This is a genomic window from Streptomyces sp. NPDC046931, from assembly GCF_040644655.1.
In the GTDB taxonomy this organism is placed as follows: domain Bacteria; phylum Actinomycetota; class Actinomycetes; order Streptomycetales; family Streptomycetaceae; genus Streptomyces.
Map to the genome: position 1 here is coordinate 116,170 of NZ_JBEYWX010000013.1, position 21,989 is coordinate 138,158.

Here is a 21,989-nt window from a genome sequence, read left to right on the forward strand (position 1 = left end):
TCGTCGGGCGGGAGTCCGGCCGGCTACTTGTCGCCGCCCTTGCCTTCGTCGCCGCCGCTGCCCATGGACTCGTAGATCTCCTTGCACATGGGGCAGACCGGGTACTTCTTGGGGTCGCGGCCCGGTACCCACACCTTGCCGCACAGCGCCACGACGGGCGTGCCGTCGAGGGCGCTCGCCATGATCTTGTCCTTCTGGACGTAGTGGGCGAAGCGCTCGTGGTCACCGTCGCCGTGCGACACCTGCGGTGTCGGCTCTACGAGGGTCCCCGTACCGGTACCGCGCCCGGGCTCGAGAGTGCTCATACGGCAAGGGTACTGAAGCCCGCACGCATCAGTTGAGCGTAGGGTCGTCCGGATAGGTGGCCACCATCGCCAGCTCGCTGCGCTGCCGCCGCAGCACCTCCCGCCACAGTCTTTCCGGCGCCGGAGACGACACATCGCCGGGCTCCGACTCGACCACGTACCACGCCCCTTCGACGAGCTCGTCCTCCAGCTGGCCCGGCCCCCAGCCCGCGTACCCGGCGAAGATCCGCAGCGAGCCCAGCGCCTTGGCGAGCAGTTCGGGCGGGGCCTCCAGGTCCACCAGGCCGATCGCGCCGTGCACCCGCCGCCAGCCGAGCGGGGCGCGCTCCGCCGAGGCGCCGCCCGGGATGACCGCGATGCCGAGCGCCGAATCCAGCGACACCGGTCCGCCCTGGAAGACGACACCGGGCTCCCCGGCCAGGTCCGCCCAGCCCTCCAGGATGTCGCCCACGTCCACGGGCGTGGGGCGGTTGAGGACCACACCGAGCGAGCCCTCCTCGTCGTGGTCGAGGAGGAGCACCACAGCACGGTCGAAGTTCGGGTCCGCCAGGGCGGGCGTGGCCACGAGCAGCCGCCCTGTGAGCGAGGACACCTCGGTCATGCCAGACATGATCCCGCATCTTGCCCCGGGATGGGGAGGCAATCCGGGTACGCGGGTGAATGCGGAACAGGGCTCACGGATGCGGCACGGGCGCACGCCGGACGGTCACCCGGTGCGTCCGGCCACATACGGCTCGTGTTGTGGCAAACCTATGACCTTGCTGGGAGGTACTTGGGCTTACTGAAGGGGGGTAGGCGGCCATTAGTCTTACGTCTTCGGCCCCTGCCCCACCCAACGGAACGCGAGATTCATGACCGTCAACGACGATGTCCTCCTTGTCCACGGCGGAACCCCGCTGGAGGGTGAGATCCGTGTCCGCGGTGCGAAGAACCTCGTACCGAAGGCCATGGTCGCCGCCCTGCTGGGCAGTGCGCCGAGCCGGCTGCGCAATGTCCCCGACATCCGCGACGTGCGTGTGGTGCGCGGGCTGCTCCAACTGCACGGCGTGACGGTCCGTCCGGGCGAGGAACCGGGCGAGCTGGTGCTCGACCCCACGCACGTCGAGAGCGCGAACGTCGCTGACATCGACGCCCACGCGGGCTCGTCGCGCATCCCGATCCTCTTCTGCGGCCCGCTGCTGCATCGCCTGGGGCACGCGTTCATCCCCGGCCTCGGCGGCTGTGACATCGGCGGCCGCCCCATCGACTTCCACTTCGATGTGCTGCGGCAGTTCGGCGCGGTCATCGAGAAGCGCGCGGACGGCCAGTACCTGGAGGCGCCCAAGGGGCTGCGCGGCACCAAGATCCGGCTGCCGTACCCGTCCGTCGGCGCGACCGAGCAGGTGCTGCTGACGGCGGTCCTCGCCGAGGGCGTCACCGAGTTGTCCAACGCGGCCGTGGAGCCGGAGATCGAGGACCTCATCTGCGTGCTGCAGAAGATGGGCGCGATCATCGCGATGGACACCGACCGCACGATCCGCATCACCGGTGTCGAGAGCCTCAGCGGCTACACCCACCGTGCCCTCCCGGATCGTCTGGAGGCCGCGTCCTGGGCGTCGGCGGCGCTGGCGACCGAGGGCAACATCTACGTCCGCGGCGCGTTGCAGCGGTCGATGATGACGTTCCTGAACACCTACCGGAAGGTGGGCGGCGCCTTCGAGATCGACGACGAGGGCATCCGCTTCTGGCACCCCGGCGGCCAGCTGAAGTCCATCGCGCTGGAGACGGACGTGCACCCGGGCTTCCAGACGGACTGGCAGCAGCCGCTGGTGGTCGCTCTGACGCAGGCCACGGGTCTGTCGATCATCCACGAGACGGTCTACGAGTCCCGCCTCGGCTTCACCTCCGCGCTCAACCAGATGGGCGCGCACATCCAGCTCTACCGCGAGTGCCTCGGCGGCTCCGACTGCCGCTTCGGGCAGCGCAACTTCCTGCACTCGGCGGTCGTTTCGGGTCCGACGAGGCTCCAGGGTGCGGACCTCGTCATCCCGGACCTGCGCGGCGGTTTCTCGTATCTGATCGCGGCCCTGGCGGCCCAGGGCACGTCCCGGGTGCACGGCATCGAACTGATCAACCGCGGCTACGAGAACTTCATGGAGAAGCTCATCGAACTGGGCGCGAAGGTCGAACTCCCGGGCAAGGCCCTGGCCTGACGGCTTTGCGTGCGGGCCTCCGGGACACCGGGGGCCCGCGTGCGCGCCTGCGTGTCCGTGCACGGGCGCCTGTGCACACACGTCCGCATCCACGCGAGGGGCGGTCACCCGTATCGGGTGACCGCCCCTTAGGCATTGCTGGGCCCGTACGCCGTCCCGAGGGGCGTCACCGGGCCTCGTGCTGCCGCTTCCGTGGCGGGTACGGCCTCGTACGCCGTTCCCTGGCGGTACGGCTTCGTACACCGTTCCGCGGCGTGCGGCTCGTACGCCAGTCCCGTGGCGTACGACGGCAAGATCACTTGCCCTTCGCGGCTTCCTTGAGCTTGGAGCCCGCCGAGACCTTCACGCTGTAGCCGGCCGGGATCTGGATGGGGTCGCCGGTCTGCGGGTTGCGCGCGGTGCGAGCGGCACGGTGGGTGCGCTCGAAGGTCAGGAAGCCAGGGATGGTGACCTTCTCGTCGCCCTTGGCGACGACCTCGCCGACGGTCTCGGCGAACGCGGCCAGCACGGCGTCGGCGTCCTTGCGGGTCACCTCGGCGCGGTCGGCCAGCGCGGCCACCAGCTCACTGCGGTTCATGTTGTTACTCCCGTGTTCTTCTTGCCGTTGAGGCGTGCCACGCGGCGGAGCCGCATGATGGGCACAGCGAAGTCGATGCTGCCAGGGTCCTCGGTGAGTCCCCGGACCCGGGTCCTTCGTCAGACCCTCGCGCCCGAAGACGCATCCTGCCCCCACCTGCGGCGGTAAAGCCAATCCGGCACCCGTAGGAGTCGTGAGAACACTCTTGGGAGTCACACGAAAAGCGCCAACGCCTCGGCGTGGTGACGCTGGGTCCACTCCCGGAAACGCTTCGCAGGGCCTTGGGGGGCCTGAGCCTGGGCGCCACCCTAGGGGGCGGCCGGGACGAGCGCCTTCAACGACGCGCCGTACCCGGCCACCGTGGCAATGGTCACAGCCCTCGGCCGGAGCCTACGCGCCCGTCGCCGACTCCCCCGCCGCCTTCACGGCCTCGCGCACCGCTCCGGCGACGGCGCCCGCGACCTTGTCGTTGAACACGCTCGGGACGATGTAGTTCGGGTTCAGCTCGTCCTCGGTCACCACGTCCGCGAGGGCGGTCGCGGCGGCCAGCATCATGTCCGTGCCGACCGTGCGGGACTGCGCGTCCAGCAGGCCGCGGAAGACGCCCGGGAACACCAGGACGTTGTTGATCTGGTTCGGGAAGTCGGAGCGGCCGGTGGCCACAACTGCCGCCGTCTGGCGGGCGATTGCGGGGTCGACCTCGGGGTCGGGGTTCGCGAGCGCGAACACGATCGCACCCTCGGCCATGGCGGCCACGTCGTCGCCGTCGAGTACGTTCGGGGCGGAGACGCCGATGAAGACGTCGGCACCGCGCACGGCCTCCTTGAGGGTGCCGGTCAGGCCCTCGTGGTTGGTGTTGTCGGCGATCCAGCGCAGCGGGGAGTCCGCGGCGGCGTCCACCAGGTCCTCGCGGCCGGCGTGCACGACACCGTGGATGTCGGCGACGACGGCGCTCTTCACGCCCGCCGCGAGCAGCAGCTTGAGGATGGCCGTACCGGCCGCGCCGGCGCCCGACATCACGACGCGTACGTTCTCGATCGCCTTGCCCACCACGCGAAGTGCGTTGGTGAGCGCGGCGAGCACGACGATCGCGGTGCCGTGCTGGTCGTCGTGGAAGACGGGGATGTCCAGGGCCTCGCGCAGCCGGGCCTCGATCTCGAAGCAGCGGGGCGCGGAGATGTCCTCGAGGTTGATGCCGGCGAAGCCGGGGGCGATCGCCTTGACGATCTCCACGATCGCGTCGGCGTCCTGGGTGTCGAGGCAGATCGGCCAGGCGTCGATGCCGGCGAAGCGCTTGAAGAGGGCGGCCTTGCCCTCCATGACGGGCAGCGCGGCCTTGGGGCCGATGTTGCCGAGGCCCAGCACGGCCGAGCCGTCCGTCACGACCGCAACGGAGTTGCGCTTGATGGTGAGCCGGCGGGCGTCCTCGGGGTTCTCCGCGATCGCCATGCACACGCGTGCCACACCCGGCGTGTAGATCATGGACAGGTCGTCACGGTTGCGGATGGGGTGCTTCGACGCCATCTCGATCTTGCCGCCGAGGTGCATGAGGAACGTACGGTCCGAGACCTTGCCCAGGGTCACGCCCTCGATGCCGCGCAGCTTCTGGACGATCTCCTCGGCGTGGGAGGTCGAGGTGGCGGCGATGGTGACGTCGATGCGGAGCTTCTCATGGCCGGATGCGGTGACGTCGAGGCCGGTGACCGAGCCTCCGGAGGACTCCACGGCGGTGGTGAGCTGCGAGACGGCGGTTCCGCTCGCGGGCACCTCCAACCGGATGGTCATCGAGTAGGAGACGCTGGGCGCCGTTGCCATGGCCGACTTCCTCTGCTTTCACCGTGTCGCTGGGTTGTGCCGTCCGATCGTCGCACCTACCCCTGAGTACGTGGTAGTCGCCATGGATTGCGTACGTTTTGTTCCCACGGAGGCACGAGTCCGGAAAGTCGATTCCACGATACGAGAGGCTGGCGCGGCAGTGAAAGAGGCCCACGTCACGTGGTGACGTGGGCCTCCGAACGTTCAGTGACACCGACCCGCCATGCTCGCCTCGCGGCAAGTGGTCGCTCGTAGCGACGAAGGTTGGGCCCGGGGGCTTGGATCGGGCCGGTGTCACATCAAGGCTAACAAACGGATCCGGCAAGGCCATTCCCACACCGAGAGCATTTTCCGTACGAGCGGTCCAGCAGGGGTCAGGCGCGCTCCGTGCCCGGGCGAGGCCCGCACACCGCCGCCCCGACCGGTCACAGACCGGCACCGGACTTCGGCCCGGGGCCCGCCGCGGGTCTCCGCCCCGGTCAGCCAGAGACCTCCGCCCCCGGCCGTGAACCGGAGTCCGGACCAGTCACGGGCTTCGGCCCCGGACGGGCGCGGGCCTCCGCCCGGGCCGGACGCGGTCGCCGCGCGGGGCGGGCACGGCCCCTGCCGGTGAGTCGCAGTTCCCGCCCGACCAGGCACCGCCCCCTCCTCCCCGGCCACCGAGCGCCGCCCCGGTCAGGCGCGGCCCGACCGCCTCGCAGGCAAGGCGCAGGCTTGCGCCCCGATCGGTCGCATGCTCGCGTCCGGACCAGTCACGGGCTTCGGCCCCGGACGGGCGCGGGCCTCCGCCCGGGCCGGGCGCCGGCTCCCGCCCAGAGCGGATGCGGGTCCCCGCCCTGGTCCGCCGCGCCGCCCTTCCGGGCCGGGCGCAGGTGTCCGGGCCGGGCAGGCGTGGCCGGTCGGGGCTCTGGGCGGGTCAGTCGCGCAGTAGGTCCGGTACCCCTGTCGCGTCCGGTTCGTCCCGGTCGGCCGACAGAACCGTCAGCTGCTGGGTGGCCCGGGTCAGTGCCACGTACAGCACCCGCAGGCCCGCGGGGCTCTCGTCGGCGATCTCCGCGGGTGAGACGACGACCGTCGCGTCGTACTCCAGCCCCTTGGCCTCCAGGCTGCCGAGCGCGACGACCCGGTCGCCGAGCCCGTCCAGCCAGCGGGCCGCCTCCTCGCGCCGGTTCATCGCGACGACCACGCCGACCGTGCCGTCGACGCGGGCGAGCAGGCGCGCCGCCTCCGCGCGGACGGTCTTGGCCAGGGAGTCGCGGACCACGGCGAAGCGCGGCTCGACGCCGGTGGAGCGAACTGCCGACGGGGCCTTCGAGCCCGGCATGGCCAGCGCGAGCACCTTCGACGCCAGTTCGGCGATCTCCGCCGGGTTGCGGTAGTTGACCGTGAGCGTGAAGCGACGGCGGGGCCGGGTGCCCAGGGCCTCGTCCCGGGCCTCGGCCGCCTCGTCAGGGTCGGACCAGGACGACTGGGCCGGGTCGCCGACCACGGTCCAGGTGGCGTGCCGGCCGCGCCGTCCGATCATCCGCCACTGCATCGGCGTGAGGTCCTGCGCCTCGTCGACGATCACATGCGCGTACTCGGTCCGCTCCGCCGCGAGCCGCTCGGCGCGCTCGCGCTGCGACTCCTCGCGTACGGGCATCAGCTCCTCGAGCCCGGTCAGCTGGTCCAGCGGGTCGAACTCGCGCTTCTTCCTCGGGCGCGCCGGCAGCCCGAGGACGGCCCCCAGCTCGTCCAGCATCGCCACGTCGTGCACGGACAGCCCGTCCCGCTTCAGGGAGCGCGCGACCCTGCGCACCTCGCCGGGGTTGAGGATGCGCCGGGCCCACCGGCCCAGCCGCCTCTCGTCGGCCATCGCCTCCAGTACGGCGGCCGGGGTCAGCTCCGGCCACCAGGCGTCCAGGAAGGTGAGGAAGGAGTCCTCGAAGGAGACGTCCTCGTCGAAGGAGGAGCGCAGCTCCGCGGCCAGCTCGGGGTCGGTGTGCCGGCCGGCCGCGCCGGAGCGCGCCCACAGGGCGTCCAGCAGGAGCTTGCGGGCACGCGGGCGCAGCAGGTTCACGGGGGCGGTGCCGCTCAGGGCGTTGCGCCGGATGCGCTCCAGCTCCTCGGCCTCCAGTTCCAGGCGGCGGCCGAAGGCGACGACCCGCAGCCGGGTGGGCGCGCCGTTCAGTTCCAGGGCCCCGCGGGCAGCCTTCCGGAGCACCTTGAGCATGCGGTACGAGCCCTTGGCACGGGCCACGGACGGGGAGTCGTACAGCGTCGCCTCGGTGCCGTCGACGAGCGAGCCGATGGCGCGGATGGCGACCTGGCCCTCCTCGCCGAGGGAGGGCAGCACACCCTCGGTGTAGGCGACCAGCAGCGGGGTCGGCGAGACGATCAGGATGCCGCCCGCGTACCGGCGCCGGTCGTGGTAGAGCAGGTACGCGGCCCGGTGCAGCGCGACGGCCGTCTTGCCGGTGCCGGGGCCGCCCTCGACGTAGGTCACGGAGGCGGCGGGGGCGCGGATGACCAGGTCCTGCTCGGCCTGGATGGACGCCACGATGTCCCGCATGGTGTGGGTGCGGGCCTGGCCGAGGGCCGCCATCAGGGCACCGTCGCCGATCACGGGCAGCTCATGGCCGCCGAGGCTCGCCTTCAGCTCGGGACGCATCAGGTCGTCCTCGACGCCGAGTACCCGGCGGCCCTTGGAGCGGATGACCCGGCGGCGGACGACCCGACCGGGGTCGACCGGGGTGGAGCGGTAGAACGGAGCCGCGGCGGGCGCCCGCCAGTCGATGACCAGGGGCGCGTAGTCCTCGTCGAGCACGCCGATGCGGCCGATGTGCAGGGTCTCGGCGATGTCGGCGGTGTTGTCGGGGCGCACCGCGCCCTCGGCGGGCTCGACGGCGGTGTACGCGCCGTCCGGTCCCTTCTTGCCGTCCTTGCCGAGCAGCAGGTCGATCCGGCCGAAGAGGAAGTCCTCGAACTCGTTGTTGAGCCGGTTGAGGTGGACGCCCGCCCGGAAGACCTGCGCGTCCCGCTCGGCCAGCGCCCCGGGCGTGCCGACCTGGCCGCGCTTGGCGGCGTCGTTCATCAGGAACTCCGCCTCGTGGATCTTCTCCTCGAGACGCCGGTACACCCGGTCCAGGTGTTCCTGTTCGACGCTGATCTCCCGGTCGCGGAGCGAGTCGTGCACGGACTTGCCGACCGGGCCGAGCGCCGTTTCCTGTTGAACCTGAGCGGCCACCGGGCCCCCTTCTGACGTGCTGGGCAGCCGTCCACCGTACGCGAAGGGGGCCCGAAGAGGCTACGGACCTGCTACGGACCCCTTGCGCACGTCGGCCCGCGGCGTGGTTCCCCGTACGCCGCGGGAGGTGCTCAGACGGATGCGCGAACGCCTAGGCGTTCACCTCCACCAGCCGCTTTCCGTCGAAGGTCATGACCTCGAAGTGGTCGATCTGGTTCGGCGTGAAGGCGGCGCCACCGTGCACGTACAGCGGTTTCTTCGCCTCCTCGGTCTTGGCGTTCGTGATGCCGTAGCCCCACTCGGGGACGGACCAGGAGGTGACCGTCTCGCGCTCGCCGTTCTTGCCGACGGCGATCAGGGAGCACTTGAGCGGGCCCTTGACGTTCTTCAGCTGGAGAACGGCGTGGGTGCCCCAGTCCCTGGACTCGACCGCGACCACGGCGTCGACCTTGGTGTTCGGGTCGGTCGCGGCGTGCTTGTCCTTCATGACCTGGAAGGCCTGCTGGGCGGGCCCCATGGCCATCGGGTCCTGAGCGGTACCGCTGTCGCCGCCGCCGTTCACCGCCATCACGGTGAGCGGGCCGCCGATGATCAGCGCTGCCGCGGCCGCCACGAGGTAGAAGCCGCGTCGGCGCTTCTGGGCGCGCCGCTCGGACACCTCGTCGACCAGCCGCTCCACCAGCCGTGGACTGGGCTTCGCGGACAGGGACTCGCCGATGGCCGGGCTGCCCTGGCTGCCGGGCAGGTCCGCGAGTGCGGCCAGCATCGGCTCCATGCCCGCGAGGTCGTCCAGCTGCTGGGCGCACCATTCGCAGGTGGCGAGGTGGGCCTCGAAGGCCGTCGCCTCGGCGTCGTCCAGTATGCCGAGGGCGTAGGCGCCGACCGTTTCGTGGATGTCGCCCTGGCCCTGTGGGCCCTGGGGGCCTCTTGCCGCCCCGGGGTCGCCAGTACCGAACCCCCCGTACAGATTGCTCATGCCGTCACCCCCCGCTCCTCCAGTGCCAGCTTCATGGACCGCAGGGCGTAGAACACCCTGGAGCGCACCGTTCCGCTGGGGATGCCGAGCGTTTCGGCCGCCTCATTGACCGTACGCCCTTTGAAGTACGTTTCGACCAGGACCTCCCGGTGTGCCGGGGTCAGGTCGTCCAGCGCGTCCGACAGTGTCATCAGCCACAACGCCTTGTCGATCTCGTCCTCCGCGGGGATGACCTCCAGCGGCGACGGGTCGACCTCCTGCGGCCGGGCCTGCCGGCTGCGGTGGCCGTCGATGACGATGCGCCGGGCGACCGTCACCAGCCAGGGGCGTACCGAACCGGTCGCTCGATTGAGCTGGCCGGCGTTCTTCCAGGCACGGATGAGCGTCTCCTGCACGACGTCCTCGGCGCGCTGCCGGTCGCCCGCGACCAGGCGCAGCACGTAGGCGAGCAGAGGTCCCGCGTGTTCCCGGTAGAGGGCGCGCATCAGCTCCTCGTCCGGCTCGCTCGAAGAAGACGCCGAGGACGAGGTCATGCGATGTCGGGCCCTTGGCCTTCGTTCATCAGCCACGGCGGAATCCTTGCGCACGCCTACCTCCGGTGTCCGGGGGTTCCCCCAGTCGGTCGCTCACATCCGGATACGCAGACAACGGCCGCTGTGTTCAATGCGACAGCAGAAATTTCTTGGACGAGGTGTGGCAACCCCCGCCCCTGGGCACTCATTTCTGACCCAACGGGACATAGGGCCGCCACACCGGCGAGACCCAGGTCACAGCGGGCGGGAGCTTCACTCCCGGACGGTGCTTGATCATCGTGTGAAAATTTGGCTCGACTTTGATGGGGAAATCGTCGAGGTTCGCGACTTCAGCCATCACTTTCGGTCAACGTTGGGGCGACTCGCCCGTTTTCCGCGACTTCTGTGGATCCCCCGCTTACGCCCGTGCAAGAGCGGCCCGGCGACGGTGGCGGGCCACTCGTTCGCGGTTTCCGCAGATCTCACTGGAGCACCAGCGACGGCGACGGCCGCGGGACGTGTCCAGATAGACGATGGGACAGTTGTCGCCCGCGCACTGCCGCAGGCTCGCCCGGGCCCCGGGGTCCGTCAGCAGCTCGATCGCCTCGCGGGCAACCGCCGCCAGCAGTTCCTCGCATCGCGGCAGCGCGCGCAGCCGCCGTACCAGCACGCCGTCCTCCGCACGGACCGCGCACGGCACGGGCGGCGCCTGCCGCGCCACCGAGTTCACCCGTGCCAGCGCCCCGTCCGCGGGCCGCCCGTCCAGTTCCCCGCGCACCAATGTCCCGAGGTGCAGGCGCAGTTCCCGGAAGGCCCTCAGCCATGCCGCGTCCACCTCCGCGAGCGGTGTGCCCGCGGGCACCAGCCCGGCGCCGGCGATCCAGGCCCGCAACCGCTCCACCGAGTCGAGCCGTTCCTCGGGATGCGTCGTCGCCAGCAGGTCCAGACAGATCCGACCGGAGTCGAACCGCAGCTCGTACGGGGCCGTGGCCGTGTCCGATGCCATGTGGCTGTCACCGCCTTGGAGTTGCCGCCGCGAGCGACGGCCGGTGAGGTCCGCCGGGGACGTGTCCGTGCTGGGTACCCGGGCGTCGTACCCTCGTTCGTACCCCCTACAGTGCCCGCCCGCACCCGCCCCGGGAAGGCCCCGTACGGCTCCGCACGCGCGCGGCACGCGCGCGTACGCGCGGGACACGGGCGAGGCGCGGCTCCGGCGCCGGGTGCGCCGGTACGGTTCAGGTCCGGCTGAGCGGTTCGGCGGGTGACGCCGGCCGGAGGCCGGTGCTCTGGAGTGCGGTGATGCGCTGGATCACGCAGATCGCGAGGACCGCGGCGGCGACGGACAGGGCTTCCGAGACCACCAGAAGGACCAGGGAGTCGATTGGGACGGTCTGGGAGACCGCGGCGATCACACCGTGAGCGGCCCACGCCACCCACCACGCGTTCACCAGGCGGTCGTCGGCGCTCTTCCCCTGCGCGCCACCGCTCGCATGCTGCACCTCGAGGAGGAGCCCTCGCGGTGCCCACAGGTTGACCACCGGAACGAGCCAGGCCAGCACCGCCCAGACGTCGGGTCCGGCGGCGGCACCCGGGGTGAGCAGGCGCGCGTTCCGCCGGCAGCGACTGAACCACACCAGGAACAGCACGGCCGCCGCCGTCATCACGTACACCAGCACCATCGAGGCGAGTGCGGAGGTGTTCGCCGAGGCGTCCGTGGGGTGCGGACGGCGGGCCCTGAGGGCCACGGCCCGGAATACGGAAGCGCCGGCCGCCGCCGCTATCGCGCCCTGCGCGCACCGGGCGAGAAGCCGGGGTGCCCCGCCGACGGGTCCGCCCCCACTGGAGGGACTGATCATGGTCATGACGGGGAGCCTACTTCCCGGCAGCGCGGGAGGCGGCGAACAGATCCGCGGGCTTCACGCCTCAACGCATGCGGGCACTCACGCCTCGGAGTATGTGGGCGCTCACACTTCGACGCATGCGGGCGCTCACACCTCGCCGCATGCGGGCACTCACGCCTCGGCGTGCGTGGGTGCTCACGCCTCGGCGTACTTGGATTCCGCCGCCGGGTCGAGCGCGAGGCGGTAACCGCGCTTGACCACCGTCTGGATCAGCTTGGGCGACCCCAGGGCCGTGCGCAGCCGGGCCATCGCCGTCTCCACCGCGTGCTCGTCACTGCCCGCGCCCGGCAGGGCCCGCAGCAGCTCGGCGCGGGCGACCACCCAGCCGGGACGCCTGGACAGCGCACGCAGCAGGGACATCCCGGCGGGGGGTACGGGCCGCATCCTCCCGTCCACCATCACCGCGTGCCCGCGGATCTCCACTTGATGGCCGGCGACGGGCAACGTACGGGCCCGGGCGGGCAGTTCCTGGCACAGCAGCTGCACGAGCGGGCCGAGCCGGAAGCGTTCGGGCTGGACCGTGTCGACGCCGTGGGCCTGGAGCGGCAGTGCGGTGACGGGTCCGACGCAGGCGGGCACCACGTCGTGGTGGAGTGCGGCGAGCAGCCCGGGCAGCAGCCCCTGCTCCTCGGCGCGGGAGAGCACGGACGCGGCGGCGGGCGCGCTGGTGAAGGCGAGCGCGTCAAGACCACGGGTGACGGTCGCGTCCAGCAGCCGGTCGAGGGGCGCGACGTCCTCCGGAGGCATCCACCGGTACACCGGCACCCCCACGACCTCGGCGCCCCCGGCGCGCAGCGCCTCCACGATGCCGGGCAGCGGTTCGCCGTGCAGCTGGACGGCGACCCGGCGGCCCTCGACGCCCTCCTCCAGGAGCCGGTCGAGCACCTCGGCCAGGGACTCGGAGGTGGGCGACCACTCCTCGGTCAGCCCGGCGGCCCGGATCGCCCCCTTCACCTTGGGCCCGCGCGCGAGCAGCCGCACCCCGCGCAGCCGGCTGATCAGGTCCTCGCCGAGCCCCCAGCCGTCCGCGGCCTCGACCCAGCCGCGGAAGCCGATCGCGGTGGTGGCGACCACCACGTCCGGCGCCCTGTCGATCAACTTCTTGGTGGCGGCGAGCAGTTCACCGTCGTCGGCGAGCGGCACGATGCGCAGGGCGGGCGCGTACAGGACGGTCGCGCCGCGGCGCTGGAGCAGGGTGCCCAGTTCCTCGGCCCGCCGCGCGGCCGTCACGCCCACGGTGAACCCCGCGAGTGGGCCGTGTTCTGGCCGCTGCTGTTCGTCGTACATGGCTCTCGTCCCGCACTCGAGTCGGCATATGGTCGGCATATCGTCGTACGCGCCATACCTGCGTGCCGGTCGAGCCTGCCAACGGCGCGTGACAGGCCCGGTTCCGCTTCATGTCGCCCGTGTTACGTCACACCTCCGCATACCCGAGGCGGGGCTCCGCCTCCGAAGGAGCGGCCTCCGCCCGGGTCTGGCCGGCCGGACGGCGAAGGTATACGGCCCAGGTGACCACGAGGGCCACGCCGTAGAAGGCGAGGAAGGCGACGAAGGCGCCCGTGCCGGAGCCGTAGGCGAGGAAGGACTGCCGGAAGGCGAGGTTGATGCCGACGCCGCCGAGCGCACCCACGGCGCCGATGAGCCCCATGGAGGCGCCGGACAGCCGCCGCCCGTACGCCGCGGCCTCCTCGCCCCGGAGCCCCTGGGCTGCGGCCTTGGCCTGGAAGATCCCCGGGATCATCTTGTACGTCGATCCGTTGCCGAGACCGCTGAGCACGAACAGCACCACGAAGACGCAGACGAACAGCGGCAGCGACTTGCGCATGCCGGCCACGATCAGGACCGCGGCCGCCGCGGCCATGGCGACGAAGTTCCAGAGCGTGATCCGCGCGCCGCCGTACCGGTCGGCGAGCCGGCCGCCGACGGGACGGATGAGGGAGCCGAGGAGCGGGCCGATGAAGGTGAGGTAGGCCGCCTGGAGCGGGGTCCGCCCGAACTCGTTCTGAAGCACCTGTCCGAAGGCGAAGCTGTAGCCGATGAAGGAGCCGAAGGTGCCGATGTAGAGGAAGGCCATGATCCAGGTGTGGGCGTCCCTGGCGGCGTCCTTCGCGGCGCCGGTGTCGTTCCGCACGGAGGCGATGTTGTCCATGAAGAGGGCGGCGAGGACGGCGGCGACGACGATGAGCGGGATGTAGATGCCGAGCAGCACGCGCGGCCCGCCGTTCGCCCCGATGATGGCGAGGGCCACGAGCTGGATGACGGGCACGCCGATGTTGCCGCCGCCCGCGTTGAGCCCGAGGGCCCACCCCTTCTTCCGCAGCGGGAAGAAGGCGTTGATGTTGGTCATGGAGGAGGCGAAGTTGCCGCCGCCCACACCGGCGAGCAGTCCGACCCACAGAAAGGTGGAGAAGGACGTGCCGGGCTTCATGACGGCGAAGGCGGCGATCGTCGGGACGAGCAGGAGACAGGCGGCGATGATCGTCCAGTTCCGCCCGCCGAAGACGGCGACGGCGAAGGTGTAGGGCACACGGACGACCGCCCCGACGAGCGTGACCACCGAGGTCAGCAGGAACTTGTCGGCCGGGCTGAGCCCGTACTCGGGGCCCATGAACAGGACCAGCACGGACCACATGGCCCAGACCGAGAACCCGATGTGCTCGGACAGGACGGAAAAGAACAGATTGCGCCGGGCGATCCGCTGCCCGGTCGTGCGCCAGAAGGCCTCGTCCTCCGGATCCCAGTGCTCGATCCAGCGGCCCCTCCTGCTCGGTGCCGGGGTTGTGCTCGGGGCTGTCATGACGCCTCCACGGTTCTCCGGTGCCCAGGTGTCGTGAGTCCCGAAGGTAGGAAGGACGCGTTTCCGCACTGTGCCCGCGGGTGACCTCGAGGGAACGTTGCTCTCACGCGGCGCGGAGGGGTGCGGTGAGGGATGACCGGGAAATCTCCCGGGAGACGACGGGCGGTTCGCGCCGCGTCCGATGAACTTCAGGACGGCGCAGGCGCGTCGGCGTCCTCCCGCTGCCCCTGATCGCCGGGCACCGGGGCGGTGGTGGACCGCGGGATCAGGTGCGTGGGCAGGACGACGTGCCGCTCACGGTCCGCCCCGGAGTCGTTCATGAGCTCCAGGGCCAGTTCACCCGCCGCACGGCCGATGTCCGAAGGCGCCTGGGCCACCGTGGACAGGCCGAACCACTCGGCCATCCGGTGGTCGTCGAAGCCGAGGACGGAGATCCGCCCGGGCACCTCCACCTGCGCCCTGCGCAGGGTCGTGATGAGGGCGATGGCCAGCTCGTCCTGCTCGGCGAAGACCGCCGTGGGCGGCTCCCGCAGACTCAGCAGCGCCCCGACCGCCTCCGCGACGCTGCGCTTGTCACCGAACTGCGCGGCGACCACGAGGCCGTCGTCCGCGGCCAGACCCGCTTCCGTGAGCGCCTGCCGGTAGCCCAGGAGCCGCTCGTGCGAGCTGAAGGAGAAGCCGCTGGTCGGCTCCGTCTTCACAAAGGCGATCCGACGGTGTCCGAGGTTCAGCAGATGCCGGGTGCCGTGCAGGGACCCGGCCACGTCGTCGACGTAGACACTGGGGCGCCCCTCGACGTGCTGGCTGACGTAGATGACCGGCATCCCTAGGTCGTCCAGCCGCGCGGTCTCCTCTTCGGTGAGGTCGAAGGAGAACACCAGCAGGGCGTCGGCGTTCCGCCGGGCCGGAAGGTGCTCGAAGAACGACGCCCGCTCGGACAGATCGGGGGTCACATAGACCGTCAGCTCCAGGCCCGCGGCCCGCAGCAGCGGGCCCAGGCTGGACAGCGCGGAGCCCACGAACCACGAGTTGAGTGTGGGCACCAGCACCGCCACCACTCCGGTCCTGCCGGTGACCAGGCTCGACGCCTGCCGCGAGACCGCGAAGTTCAGCTCGCGTGCGGCCTGTTCGACCCGGGCGCGGACCTCCGGCGAGACGGTGGTCAGGCCACGCAGGGTCCGGGAGACGGTGGATGTGGACACCCCGGCCCGTTCGGCGACGTCAGCCATCGTGGAGTGTCGCTGGGCTGGTGGCATGAACGGAAGGTAGCACAGATGACAGCGCTTGCACGAAGCAGGGACTGACAACGCTGTCAGAGACTCTTCCGCCTAAGCAAAGGGAGAAGGCGGCAGGCCCGGCAAGGAAACCCCCGGGCATTACCAGGAAGTAACGCATTGACTTCCCGCAGGTGCACTCCTAGCGTGCAAGCGTTGTCCCGACCTGGTCAAAGCTGCTCCTGTGAAGCGAACCTTCCCGGCTTTGACCTGCGGATTTAATTGAAATCATGCTGTGACAACGCGGTCTCACAACCCGAGTCCTTCCAGAGTCATCTCGTAGTGGCTCCCCTACCGGGTGATCAGCCACGACCTCGGTTCCGCACGACCAGGAGAGACAGTGAAGACCAGAACCACCAGAGCGATCCGGTGCTCCGCCATGCTCGTCGCCGCCCAACTGGCCCTTGCCGCCTGCGGCTCGTCGGACGGCACCGGCTCCGCCGGGCAGGCGGGGAGCCCGTCGTTCACAGGCCGGGGCCCCATCACCTACGTAGCCGGCAAGGACAGCACCGGCAGCGTCCAGGCGGCGATCGACCGCTGGAACAAGCTGCACCCGAAGGAGAAGGTCACCTTCGTACAGCTGCCGACGGACGCCGACTCCCAGCGTCAGCAGATGATCCAGAACGCGGAGACGAAGTCCGACGCCTACACGGTGCTCTCCCTCGACGTCGTGTGGACATCGGAGTTCGCCGCCCACCAGTGGGTCGACCGGCTTCCGGACAAGCAGTTCCCGCTGCGCAAGATGCTGACCCCGGTGGTGGAGACGGCCAGGTACCGCGGCGGCCTGTACGCCGCCCCGTCCAGCTCGGACGGCGGACTGCTCTACTACCGCAGCGACCTGCTGAAGAAGGCCGGCATCAGCGGGCCCCCGGCCACCTGGTCGGAGATGAAGGCCGACTGCGCCAAGGTGAAGAAGCTGCCCGAGGCCAAGGACATGTCCTGCTACGCCGGGCAGTTCCAGAAGTACGAGGGCCTGACCGTGAACTTCTCCGAGGCCGTGAACTCCGCGGACGGCGTGGTCACCGACGCACGCGGCAACCCCCGCGTCGACACGCCGGAGGCGAAGAAGGGACTCGACTTCCTCGTCGACTCCTTCAAGGACGGCACGATCCCCAAGGAGGCCATCACCTATCAGGAGGAGGACGGCCGCCAGGCATTCCAGTCCGGCAAGCTGGTCTTCCTGCGCAACTGGCCGTACATGTACTCCCTGGCGCAGAAGAGCAAGGTGGCGGGCAAGTTCGCCGTCGCACCCCTGCCCGGCCTGACCGGACCCGGCTCCTCCAGCCTGGGCGGTCACAATCTGGCCCTGTCGTCCTTCGCCAAGAACAAGGCCACCGCCCTCGACTTCATCAAGTTCTTCACCGACGAGGACAGCGCGGCGAGGAACCTCAAGGACGCCTCCCTCGCCCCGCCGTACGCGAGCCTGTACGACGACACGGCACTGACCAAGCAGTATCCGTATCTGCCCGTCCTCAAGCAGTCGATCCTGCGCGCCGTGCCCCGCCCCCGGGTGGTGCAGTACGGCGATGTGTCGTCGGTGATCGAGCGGCAGGCCTACGCGGCCCTGACCGGCGCCAAGAGCAGCGCCCAGGCGCTGAAGGATCTGCAAGGCGACCTTCAGAAGACCGCGGCGCAGTGAGGAACGGGAGCATGGTAGACACCGAGACCCCGCCCGGAACCGCCGCGGACGAGCCCGGCGGCACCTTCGGCGACCGGTCCCGCTCCCGGCGGCCCGCGGCGGCGGTGCGCCGCCGCGGGCCGGGCCGACCGGCCGCGGGCTCGGGACGCATGGCGGCACTGCTGGTGTCCCCGACGCTTCTGGTGCTGACGGTGGTCGTGCTGTATCCGACGATCATGGCCCTGAGGGAGTCGCTGTACGGGACCAAGGGGCTGGACCCGAAGACCGGATTCATCCGCACCACCGAACCGTTCGTCGGTCTGAGGAATTACGCCGACATCTTCGGCGAGGCCTCGGACCGGTTCTGGAACGCCTTCTGGAACACCACGTTCTTCACCGTCGTCACCGTGGGCCTGGAGACCGTGATCGGCGTGACCATGGCGCTGGTCATGCACAAGGCGTTCCGGGGCCGGGCCCTGGTGCGGGCGAGCATCCTCGTGCCCTGGGCGGTTCCCACGGCCATCTCCGCGCTGCTGTGGCGGTGGATATTCCACAGCGACGGCATCGCCAACGCCCTCATCGGACACCAGGTCCTGTGGACGACCGAGGGCTTCCACGCCAAGGTCGCGGTGATCATCGCCGAGGTCTGGAAGACCGCGCCGTTCATCGGGCTGCTGGTTCTGGCGGGCCTCCAAGTGATCCCGAAGGAGGTGTACGAGGCGGCCCGGATCGACGGGGCAGGCCCACTGAGCCAGTTCTGGCGCATCACCCTGCCCCTGGTGAAACCCGCGCTGCTGGTCGCGGTGCTGTTCCGCTGCCTCGACGCGCTGCGGATGTTCGATCTGCCCTACATCCTCGTCGGCGCGCAGAAGACCTCGGTGGAAACGCTGTCCATGCTCGCCCAGGACCAGGCGTCCAATGTGCGTTTCGGACCGGCCGCGGCCTACGCGGTGATCCTCTTCCTCTACGTCTTCCTCATCGCGCTCGGCTTCGTCCGGCTGCTGGGCGCCGATGTCACCGGCGACGGCGGCGCGGCACGCGGCAACCGGAGCCGGCACCGGCACCGGCGCCGTGCGGTGAGGTACGGGGCGGAGGCGACGGCATGACCGCCTCGGCGAAATGGCGCGCCCGGCTGCTGTACGCGGGGGTCGCGGCGGTGGTGGCCTACTGCCTGGCCCCGTTCTACTGGATGGTGGTCTCCAGCCTGCGCCGCAGCTCCGACGTCTTCGACACCTCGCTGCTTCCCTCCGCGGTGTCGTTCGAGAACTACCGGGCGGTGTTCGAGCCCTCCCAGGGCTTCACCCGCGCGCTCGGCAACAGTCTGATCGTCTCGGGCATCACCACCGCGCTTGCCCTGCTGCTGGCCACGTTCACCGCCTACGCCATGGCCCGGCTGGAGTTCCGGTTCAAGCGGCTGGTGCTCACCCTGATGATCGCCACCTCGATGTTCCCGGTGGTGTCCATCGTGGTCCCGCTGCTGAAACTGTTCACGGACATCGGCTGGATCAACACCTACCAGGCCATGATCGTGCCGAGCATGTCCTTCGCGCTGCCGCTGGCGGTGTGGAACCTGACCACGTTCTTCCGGCAGATGCCCGACGAACTGGAGCAGGCGGCCATGATCGACGGCTGCACCAGAGGCCAGGCCTTCCGCAAGATCATCGTGCCGCTCGCGGCGCCGGGCATCTTCACCACGGCGATCATCACCTTCATCGCCGCCTGGAACGAGTTCCTCATCGCCCTGTCGATGACGAACAAGCAGGGCATGCAGACCGCCCCCGTCGCCATCTCCAAGTTCTCCGGCGCAACGCAGTTCGAGACCCCGTTCGGCAGCCAGATGGCGGCAGGCGTGCTCGTCACCGTACCGCTGGTGGTGATGGTGCTCGTCTTCCAGCGCCGCATCGTCGCCGGGCTCACCGCCGGCGCCGCCAAGTAGACCCCGGGCGCCACACCGCCCTTCCCTTCGCCCGTCCAAGGAGTGACGCAGCAGTATGTCCGTTACCGCCCCGTGGTGGCGCAGCGCCGTCATCTACCAGGTCTACATCCGCAGTTTCGCCGACGGGAACGGTGACGGCGTCGGTGACATCGCCGGCCTCCGGTCGCGTCTGCCCTATCTCAAGGCGCTCGGCGTCGACGCCCTCTGGATCAACCCCTGGTACAAGTCCCCCATGGCGGACCACGGTTACGACGTGGCCGACTTCCGCGAGATCGACCCGCTGTTCGGCACGGTGGCCGAGGCGGAGCAACTCATCGAGGAGGCCCACCGGCACGGGCTCCGGGTCATCCCCGACATCGTGCCCAACCACACCTCCGACCAGCACGCATGGTTCCAGGCCGCGCTGGCCGCCGGACCCGGAAGTCCCGAACGGGAACGCTACGTCTTCCGCCCCGGCCGCGGACCCGACGGCGCCGAGCCGCCCAACGACTGGGTCTCCTGCTTCGGCGGCCCGGCCTGGACGCGACTGCCGGACGGGGAGTGGTACCTGCATCTGTTCGCCCCTCAGCAGCCGGACCTCAACTGGGAACACCCGGACGTGCGGGCCGAGTTCGAGTCGATCCTGCGCTTCTGGTTCAGCCGGGGCGTGGACGGTTTCCGCATCGACGTGGCCCACGGACTCGTCAAGGATCCCGAGCTGCCCGACCTGCCGCCCCGCCGGGAACCGGCGGTGCTGGGTCCGCTCGTCGCCCGGGACCACCCCGAGGAGCGGCCGCGGCAGCACGTCGAGCACCCCCACTGGGACCGCGACGAGGTGCACGAGATCTACCGCGCGTGGCGCAGGGTCGCCGACGAGTTCCCCGGCGACCGGTCGTTCGTCGCCGAGGCATGGGCGGACGCCCCCGAGCGGCTCGCGGCCTACGTCCGCCCCAACGGTCTGCACACGGCGTTCAACTTCGACTTCCTGATGTCGAGCTGGAACGCGAAGGACCTGCGCGCGGTCATCGACGACTCGCTCGCCATGCTCGGCGCCGTCGGCGCACCCGCCACCTGGGTGCTGTCCAACCACGACGTGATGCGCCACACCAGCCGCTACGGGCGCAGGACGGTCCGCCGGTGGGTCGCCGGTGAAACGTACCGTCCCGAGGGCCCCTTGGACCTGGAACTGGGCACCCGGCGGGCCCGTGCGGCCGCCCTGCTCATGCTCGCCCTGCCCGGCGGCGCCTACATCTACCAAGGGGAGGAGCTCGGCCTGCCCGAGGTCGAGGACCTGCCCGAGGCGGTGCTCCAGGACCCCGTCTGGGAGCGTTCCGGGCACACCGACCGCGGACGGGACGGCTGCCGGGTGCCGATCCCCTGGTCGGGTCGTATCGCGCCGTTCGGCTTCAGCCCCGAGAACGCCTCCGCCGCCCCCTGGCTGCCGCAGCCGGCGGACTGGAGCCGGCTCAGTGTCCAGGCGCAGACCGCAGACGAGACGTCGATGCTGGAGCTGTACCGCAGCGCCCTGAGGGTGCGCCGTGAGCATCCGGCCCTCGGCGACGGCAGCCTCTCCTGGCTGGACGCCCCCACCGGAGTCCTTGCCTTCGGCCGTGCCCCCGGCTTCGTGTGCGTGGTCAACCTCTCGGACCAGGCGCACGCCCTGCCGGACCACACCTCGGTCCTGCTGGCCAGCGGCCCAGTCGAAGGCGGCGTACTGCCTGCGGACCACGCGGCCTGGCTCGCGGTGTAGCGGGCCACGCAGTCACCAGGGCCCGTTCCATGCCGACCCCGCTGACAACGGGCCCTGGTCCCGCGGCACCCTCACCCCGGCGCCCTCACCGCCGCCCATCACCGCCGCCCCATCACGCGCGCGTCGGCGTCCGGGATCCAGGCCCCTTCCGGCGGGCTCAACCACGCCTGCGCCTCCCCGAGTTCGACGGCGGCCCGGCGAAGCGCATGGATGCCGGGGTGCGCCAGGCCCTTCCGCCACACGAGCGAGACCGGCGACAGCGGGACCGGGTCCACCAGCGGGCGCACGACCGTGTGCGGCAGGGCCGGGAAGTCCACCACGCGAGGACCGGGTTGCCCGTCCTGGCGATGATCCGCTGGAACTCCTCCTCCCCCACGGCCAGCGGAACGGGCGGCGCGACCCGGATGTCACGCCCCTCGAACAGGCGGTGCGCGAGGTCCGTCCACTCCTGTGTGCGCGGGTTCCCGGCGCCTGCGTACACCGTCTCCCCGGCGAGCGCCTTCATCGGCACCCCCTCCAGTGGGGCCAGCGGGTGGTCCTCGGGCAGAACGACCACCATCGGCTCGTAACGGACGGGCTGCTGGTCCAGGCCGGTCCGCAGCGCCGGGGCAAGGCCCGCGAAACGTCCGAACGACGCGTCCAGCCGGCCCGCGAGCAGTTCGGCGGCGGCATGCGTGAGACCGCTCTCGAAGCGGGCCATCAGCTCCTGGTCCGGGGCGAGTTCCCGGGCCCTGTGCAGCACCCGGCGACCCGTGGCCAGGCCCGGGGAGTTCAGGTCCACCAGCAGCGGCCGTGCCTGCCCGAACGCTGTGAGCAGCTCGTCCTGGGCCTGAAGCACCCGGCGGGCGTACGGCAGCAGCCGCTCGCCGTCGGGGGTCAACGTCACCTGCCGGGTCGTCCGGACGAACAGCTCGGCGCCCAGCTCCCGCTCCAGCCGGCGGATGTCACGGCTGAGCGCCTGCTGGGCCACGTACAGGCGGGTCGCGGCGCGGGTGAAGTGCAGTTCCTCGGCAACGGCGAGAAAGGCACGGAGCAGGCGGGGCTCGACGGAGGCGGCAGGCATCCGCAGAACTTACAACCCAGGTGCGTCAATCACCACCGAGTAAGTGTTGGACCGCAGGTCAGAGCGCG

General features: G+C 70.7%; 17 protein-coding genes and 1 pseudogene. 5 read left to right on the forward strand and 13 right to left on the reverse strand.

All coding sequences use genetic code 11. The features are described 5' to 3' along the window. Positions 1-23 precede the first annotated feature (23 nt). Positions 24-305 (reverse strand): DUF3039 domain-containing protein, encoded by a 282-nt coding sequence (locus ABZ876_RS22805; protein ID WP_361784055.1) that lies wholly within the window; start codon positions 303-305, stop codon positions 24-26. 28 nt (positions 306-333) lie between these two features. Continuing rightward, positions 334-906, reverse strand: a complete 573-nt coding sequence (locus tag ABZ876_RS22810) for a YqgE/AlgH family protein (protein WP_361784058.1) — start codon at positions 904-906, stop codon at positions 334-336. 250 nt (positions 907-1,156) lie between these two features. Between ABZ876_RS22810 and murA the strand changes: the two genes are divergently transcribed. Continuing rightward, positions 1,157-2,497, forward strand: a complete 1,341-nt coding sequence (gene murA, locus ABZ876_RS22815; protein ID WP_361784061.1) for a UDP-N-acetylglucosamine 1-carboxyvinyltransferase — start codon at positions 1,157-1,159, stop codon at positions 2,495-2,497. Positions 2,498-2,792: 295 nt separating this feature from the next. Here the strand turns inward: murA and ABZ876_RS22820 are convergent, their stop codons facing one another. The 10 genes from ABZ876_RS22820 to ABZ876_RS22865 form a co-directional block, all read right to left on the reverse strand. Beyond that, positions 2,793-3,074: an HU family DNA-binding protein gene (locus ABZ876_RS22820; protein WP_007498188.1), complete on the reverse strand. Its 282-nt coding sequence runs from the start codon at positions 3,072-3,074 to the stop codon at positions 2,793-2,795. A gap of 390 nt (positions 3,075-3,464) precedes the next feature. Further along, a complete protein-coding gene (locus ABZ876_RS22825) occupies positions 3,465-4,889 on the reverse strand; it encodes an NAD-dependent malic enzyme (RefSeq protein WP_361784064.1) in 1,425 nt (474 codons plus the stop codon). Between the two features lie 916 nt (positions 4,890-5,805). Beyond that, positions 5,806-8,115 carry a UvrD-helicase domain-containing protein gene (locus ABZ876_RS22830; RefSeq protein WP_361784067.1) on the reverse strand — a complete coding sequence of 770 codons (2,310 nt, stop codon included), beginning with the start codon at positions 8,113-8,115 and terminating at the stop codon, positions 5,806-5,808. 151 nt (positions 8,116-8,266) lie between these two features. Continuing rightward, a complete protein-coding gene (locus ABZ876_RS22835; protein ID WP_361784070.1) occupies positions 8,267-9,091 on the reverse strand; it encodes a zf-HC2 domain-containing protein in 825 nt (274 codons plus the stop codon). After that, complete coding sequence (locus tag ABZ876_RS22840; RefSeq protein ID WP_361784073.1) at positions 9,088-9,624, reverse strand: sigma-70 family RNA polymerase sigma factor; 537 nt, start codon at positions 9,622-9,624, stop codon at positions 9,088-9,090. The genes ABZ876_RS22835 and ABZ876_RS22840 overlap by 4 nt, the downstream gene beginning before the upstream one ends. Before the next feature lie 397 nt (positions 9,625-10,021). Further along, positions 10,022-10,609 carry a CGNR zinc finger domain-containing protein gene (locus tag ABZ876_RS22845; protein ID WP_361784076.1) on the reverse strand — a complete coding sequence of 196 codons (588 nt, stop codon included), beginning with the start codon at positions 10,607-10,609 and terminating at the stop codon, positions 10,022-10,024. 229 nt (positions 10,610-10,838) lie between these two features. Beyond that, positions 10,839-11,465, reverse strand: coding sequence for a DUF4328 domain-containing protein (locus tag ABZ876_RS22850; RefSeq protein WP_361784079.1), 627 nt, complete (start codon positions 11,463-11,465; stop codon positions 10,839-10,841). 174 nt (positions 11,466-11,639) lie between these two features. Then, positions 11,640-12,791, reverse strand: a complete 1,152-nt coding sequence (locus ABZ876_RS22855) for a uroporphyrinogen-III synthase (protein ID WP_361784082.1) — start codon at positions 12,789-12,791, stop codon at positions 11,640-11,642. 127 nt (positions 12,792-12,918) lie between these two features. After that, the gene (locus ABZ876_RS22860; protein ID WP_361784085.1) at positions 12,919-14,301 is read right to left on the reverse strand and encodes a nitrate/nitrite transporter; all 1,383 of its coding nucleotides are present in this window, start codon (positions 14,299-14,301) and stop codon (positions 12,919-12,921) included. Positions 14,302-14,489: 188 nt separating this feature from the next. Further along, entirely contained in the window at positions 14,490-15,530 is a 1,041-nt protein-coding gene (locus tag ABZ876_RS22865) for a LacI family DNA-binding transcriptional regulator (protein WP_361784088.1), read from the reverse strand. Positions 15,531-15,915: 385 nt separating this feature from the next. On the opposite strand from ABZ876_RS22865, the gene ABZ876_RS22870 reads away from it, so the two are divergent. From ABZ876_RS22870 to ABZ876_RS22885, 4 genes are read left to right on the forward strand one after another with little or no spacing between them, the layout of a single operon-like run. Next, entirely contained in the window at positions 15,916-17,214 is a 1,299-nt protein-coding gene (locus ABZ876_RS22870) for an ABC transporter substrate-binding protein (RefSeq protein ID WP_361784091.1), read from the forward strand. 11 nt (positions 17,215-17,225) lie between these two features. Beyond that, positions 17,226-18,299 carry a sugar ABC transporter permease gene (locus ABZ876_RS22875; RefSeq protein ID WP_361784094.1) on the forward strand — a complete coding sequence of 358 codons (1,074 nt, stop codon included), beginning with the start codon at positions 17,226-17,228 and terminating at the stop codon, positions 18,297-18,299. Further along, positions 18,296-19,129, forward strand: coding sequence for a carbohydrate ABC transporter permease (locus ABZ876_RS22880; protein ID WP_361784097.1), 834 nt, complete (start codon positions 18,296-18,298; stop codon positions 19,127-19,129). Before ABZ876_RS22875 ends, ABZ876_RS22880 begins: the two co-directional genes overlap by 4 nt. A 55-nt stretch (positions 19,130-19,184) precedes the next feature. After that, positions 19,185-20,858 carry a glycoside hydrolase family 13 protein gene (locus tag ABZ876_RS22885; protein ID WP_361784100.1) on the forward strand — a complete coding sequence of 558 codons (1,674 nt, stop codon included), beginning with the start codon at positions 19,185-19,187 and terminating at the stop codon, positions 20,856-20,858. Between the two features lie 98 nt (positions 20,859-20,956). Here the strand turns inward: ABZ876_RS22885 and ABZ876_RS22890 are convergent. Beyond that, positions 20,957-21,921 (reverse strand): annotated as a pseudogene (locus ABZ876_RS22890) (LysR family transcriptional regulator). Positions 21,922-21,989 lie beyond the last annotated feature (68 nt).

Bases quoted from the DNA above. Each gene is read 5' to 3' on its own strand.
- ABZ876_RS22805 (WP_361784055.1), bottom strand. From the start codon at position 305: ATGAGCACTCTCGAGCCCGGGCGCGGTACCGGTACGGGGACCCTCGTA.
- ABZ876_RS22810 (WP_361784058.1), bottom strand. From the start codon at position 906: ATGACCGAGGTGTCCTCGCTCACAGGGCGGCTGCTCGTGGCCACGCCC.
- murA (WP_361784061.1), top strand. From the start codon at position 1,157: ATGACCGTCAACGACGATGTCCTCCTTGTCCACGGCGGAACCCCGCTG.
- ABZ876_RS22820 (WP_007498188.1), bottom strand. From the start codon at position 3,074: ATGAACCGCAGTGAGCTGGTGGCCGCGCTGGCCGACCGCGCCGAGGTG.
- ABZ876_RS22825 (WP_361784064.1), bottom strand. From the start codon at position 4,889: ATGGCAACGGCGCCCAGCGTCTCCTACTCGATGACCATCCGGTTGGAG.
- ABZ876_RS22835 (WP_361784070.1), bottom strand. From the start codon at position 9,091: ATGAGCAATCTGTACGGGGGGTTCGGTACTGGCGACCCCGGGGCGGCA.
- ABZ876_RS22840 (WP_361784073.1), bottom strand. From the start codon at position 9,624: ATGACCTCGTCCTCGGCGTCTTCTTCGAGCGAGCCGGACGAGGAGCTG.
- ABZ876_RS22845 (WP_361784076.1), bottom strand. From the start codon at position 10,609: ATGGCATCGGACACGGCCACGGCCCCGTACGAGCTGCGGTTCGACTCC.
- ABZ876_RS22850 (WP_361784079.1), bottom strand. From the start codon at position 11,465: ATGACCATGATCAGTCCCTCCAGTGGGGGCGGACCCGTCGGCGGGGCA.
- ABZ876_RS22855 (WP_361784082.1), bottom strand. From the start codon at position 12,791: ATGTACGACGAACAGCAGCGGCCAGAACACGGCCCACTCGCGGGGTTC.
- ABZ876_RS22860 (WP_361784085.1), bottom strand. From the start codon at position 14,301: ATGACAGCCCCGAGCACAACCCCGGCACCGAGCAGGAGGGGCCGCTGG.
- ABZ876_RS22865 (WP_361784088.1), bottom strand. From the start codon at position 15,530: ATGGCTGACGTCGCCGAACGGGCCGGGGTGTCCACATCCACCGTCTCC.
- ABZ876_RS22875 (WP_361784094.1), top strand. From the start codon at position 17,226: ATGGTAGACACCGAGACCCCGCCCGGAACCGCCGCGGACGAGCCCGGC.
- ABZ876_RS22880 (WP_361784097.1), top strand. From the start codon at position 18,296: ATGACCGCCTCGGCGAAATGGCGCGCCCGGCTGCTGTACGCGGGGGTC.
- ABZ876_RS22885 (WP_361784100.1), top strand. From the start codon at position 19,185: ATGTCCGTTACCGCCCCGTGGTGGCGCAGCGCCGTCATCTACCAGGTC.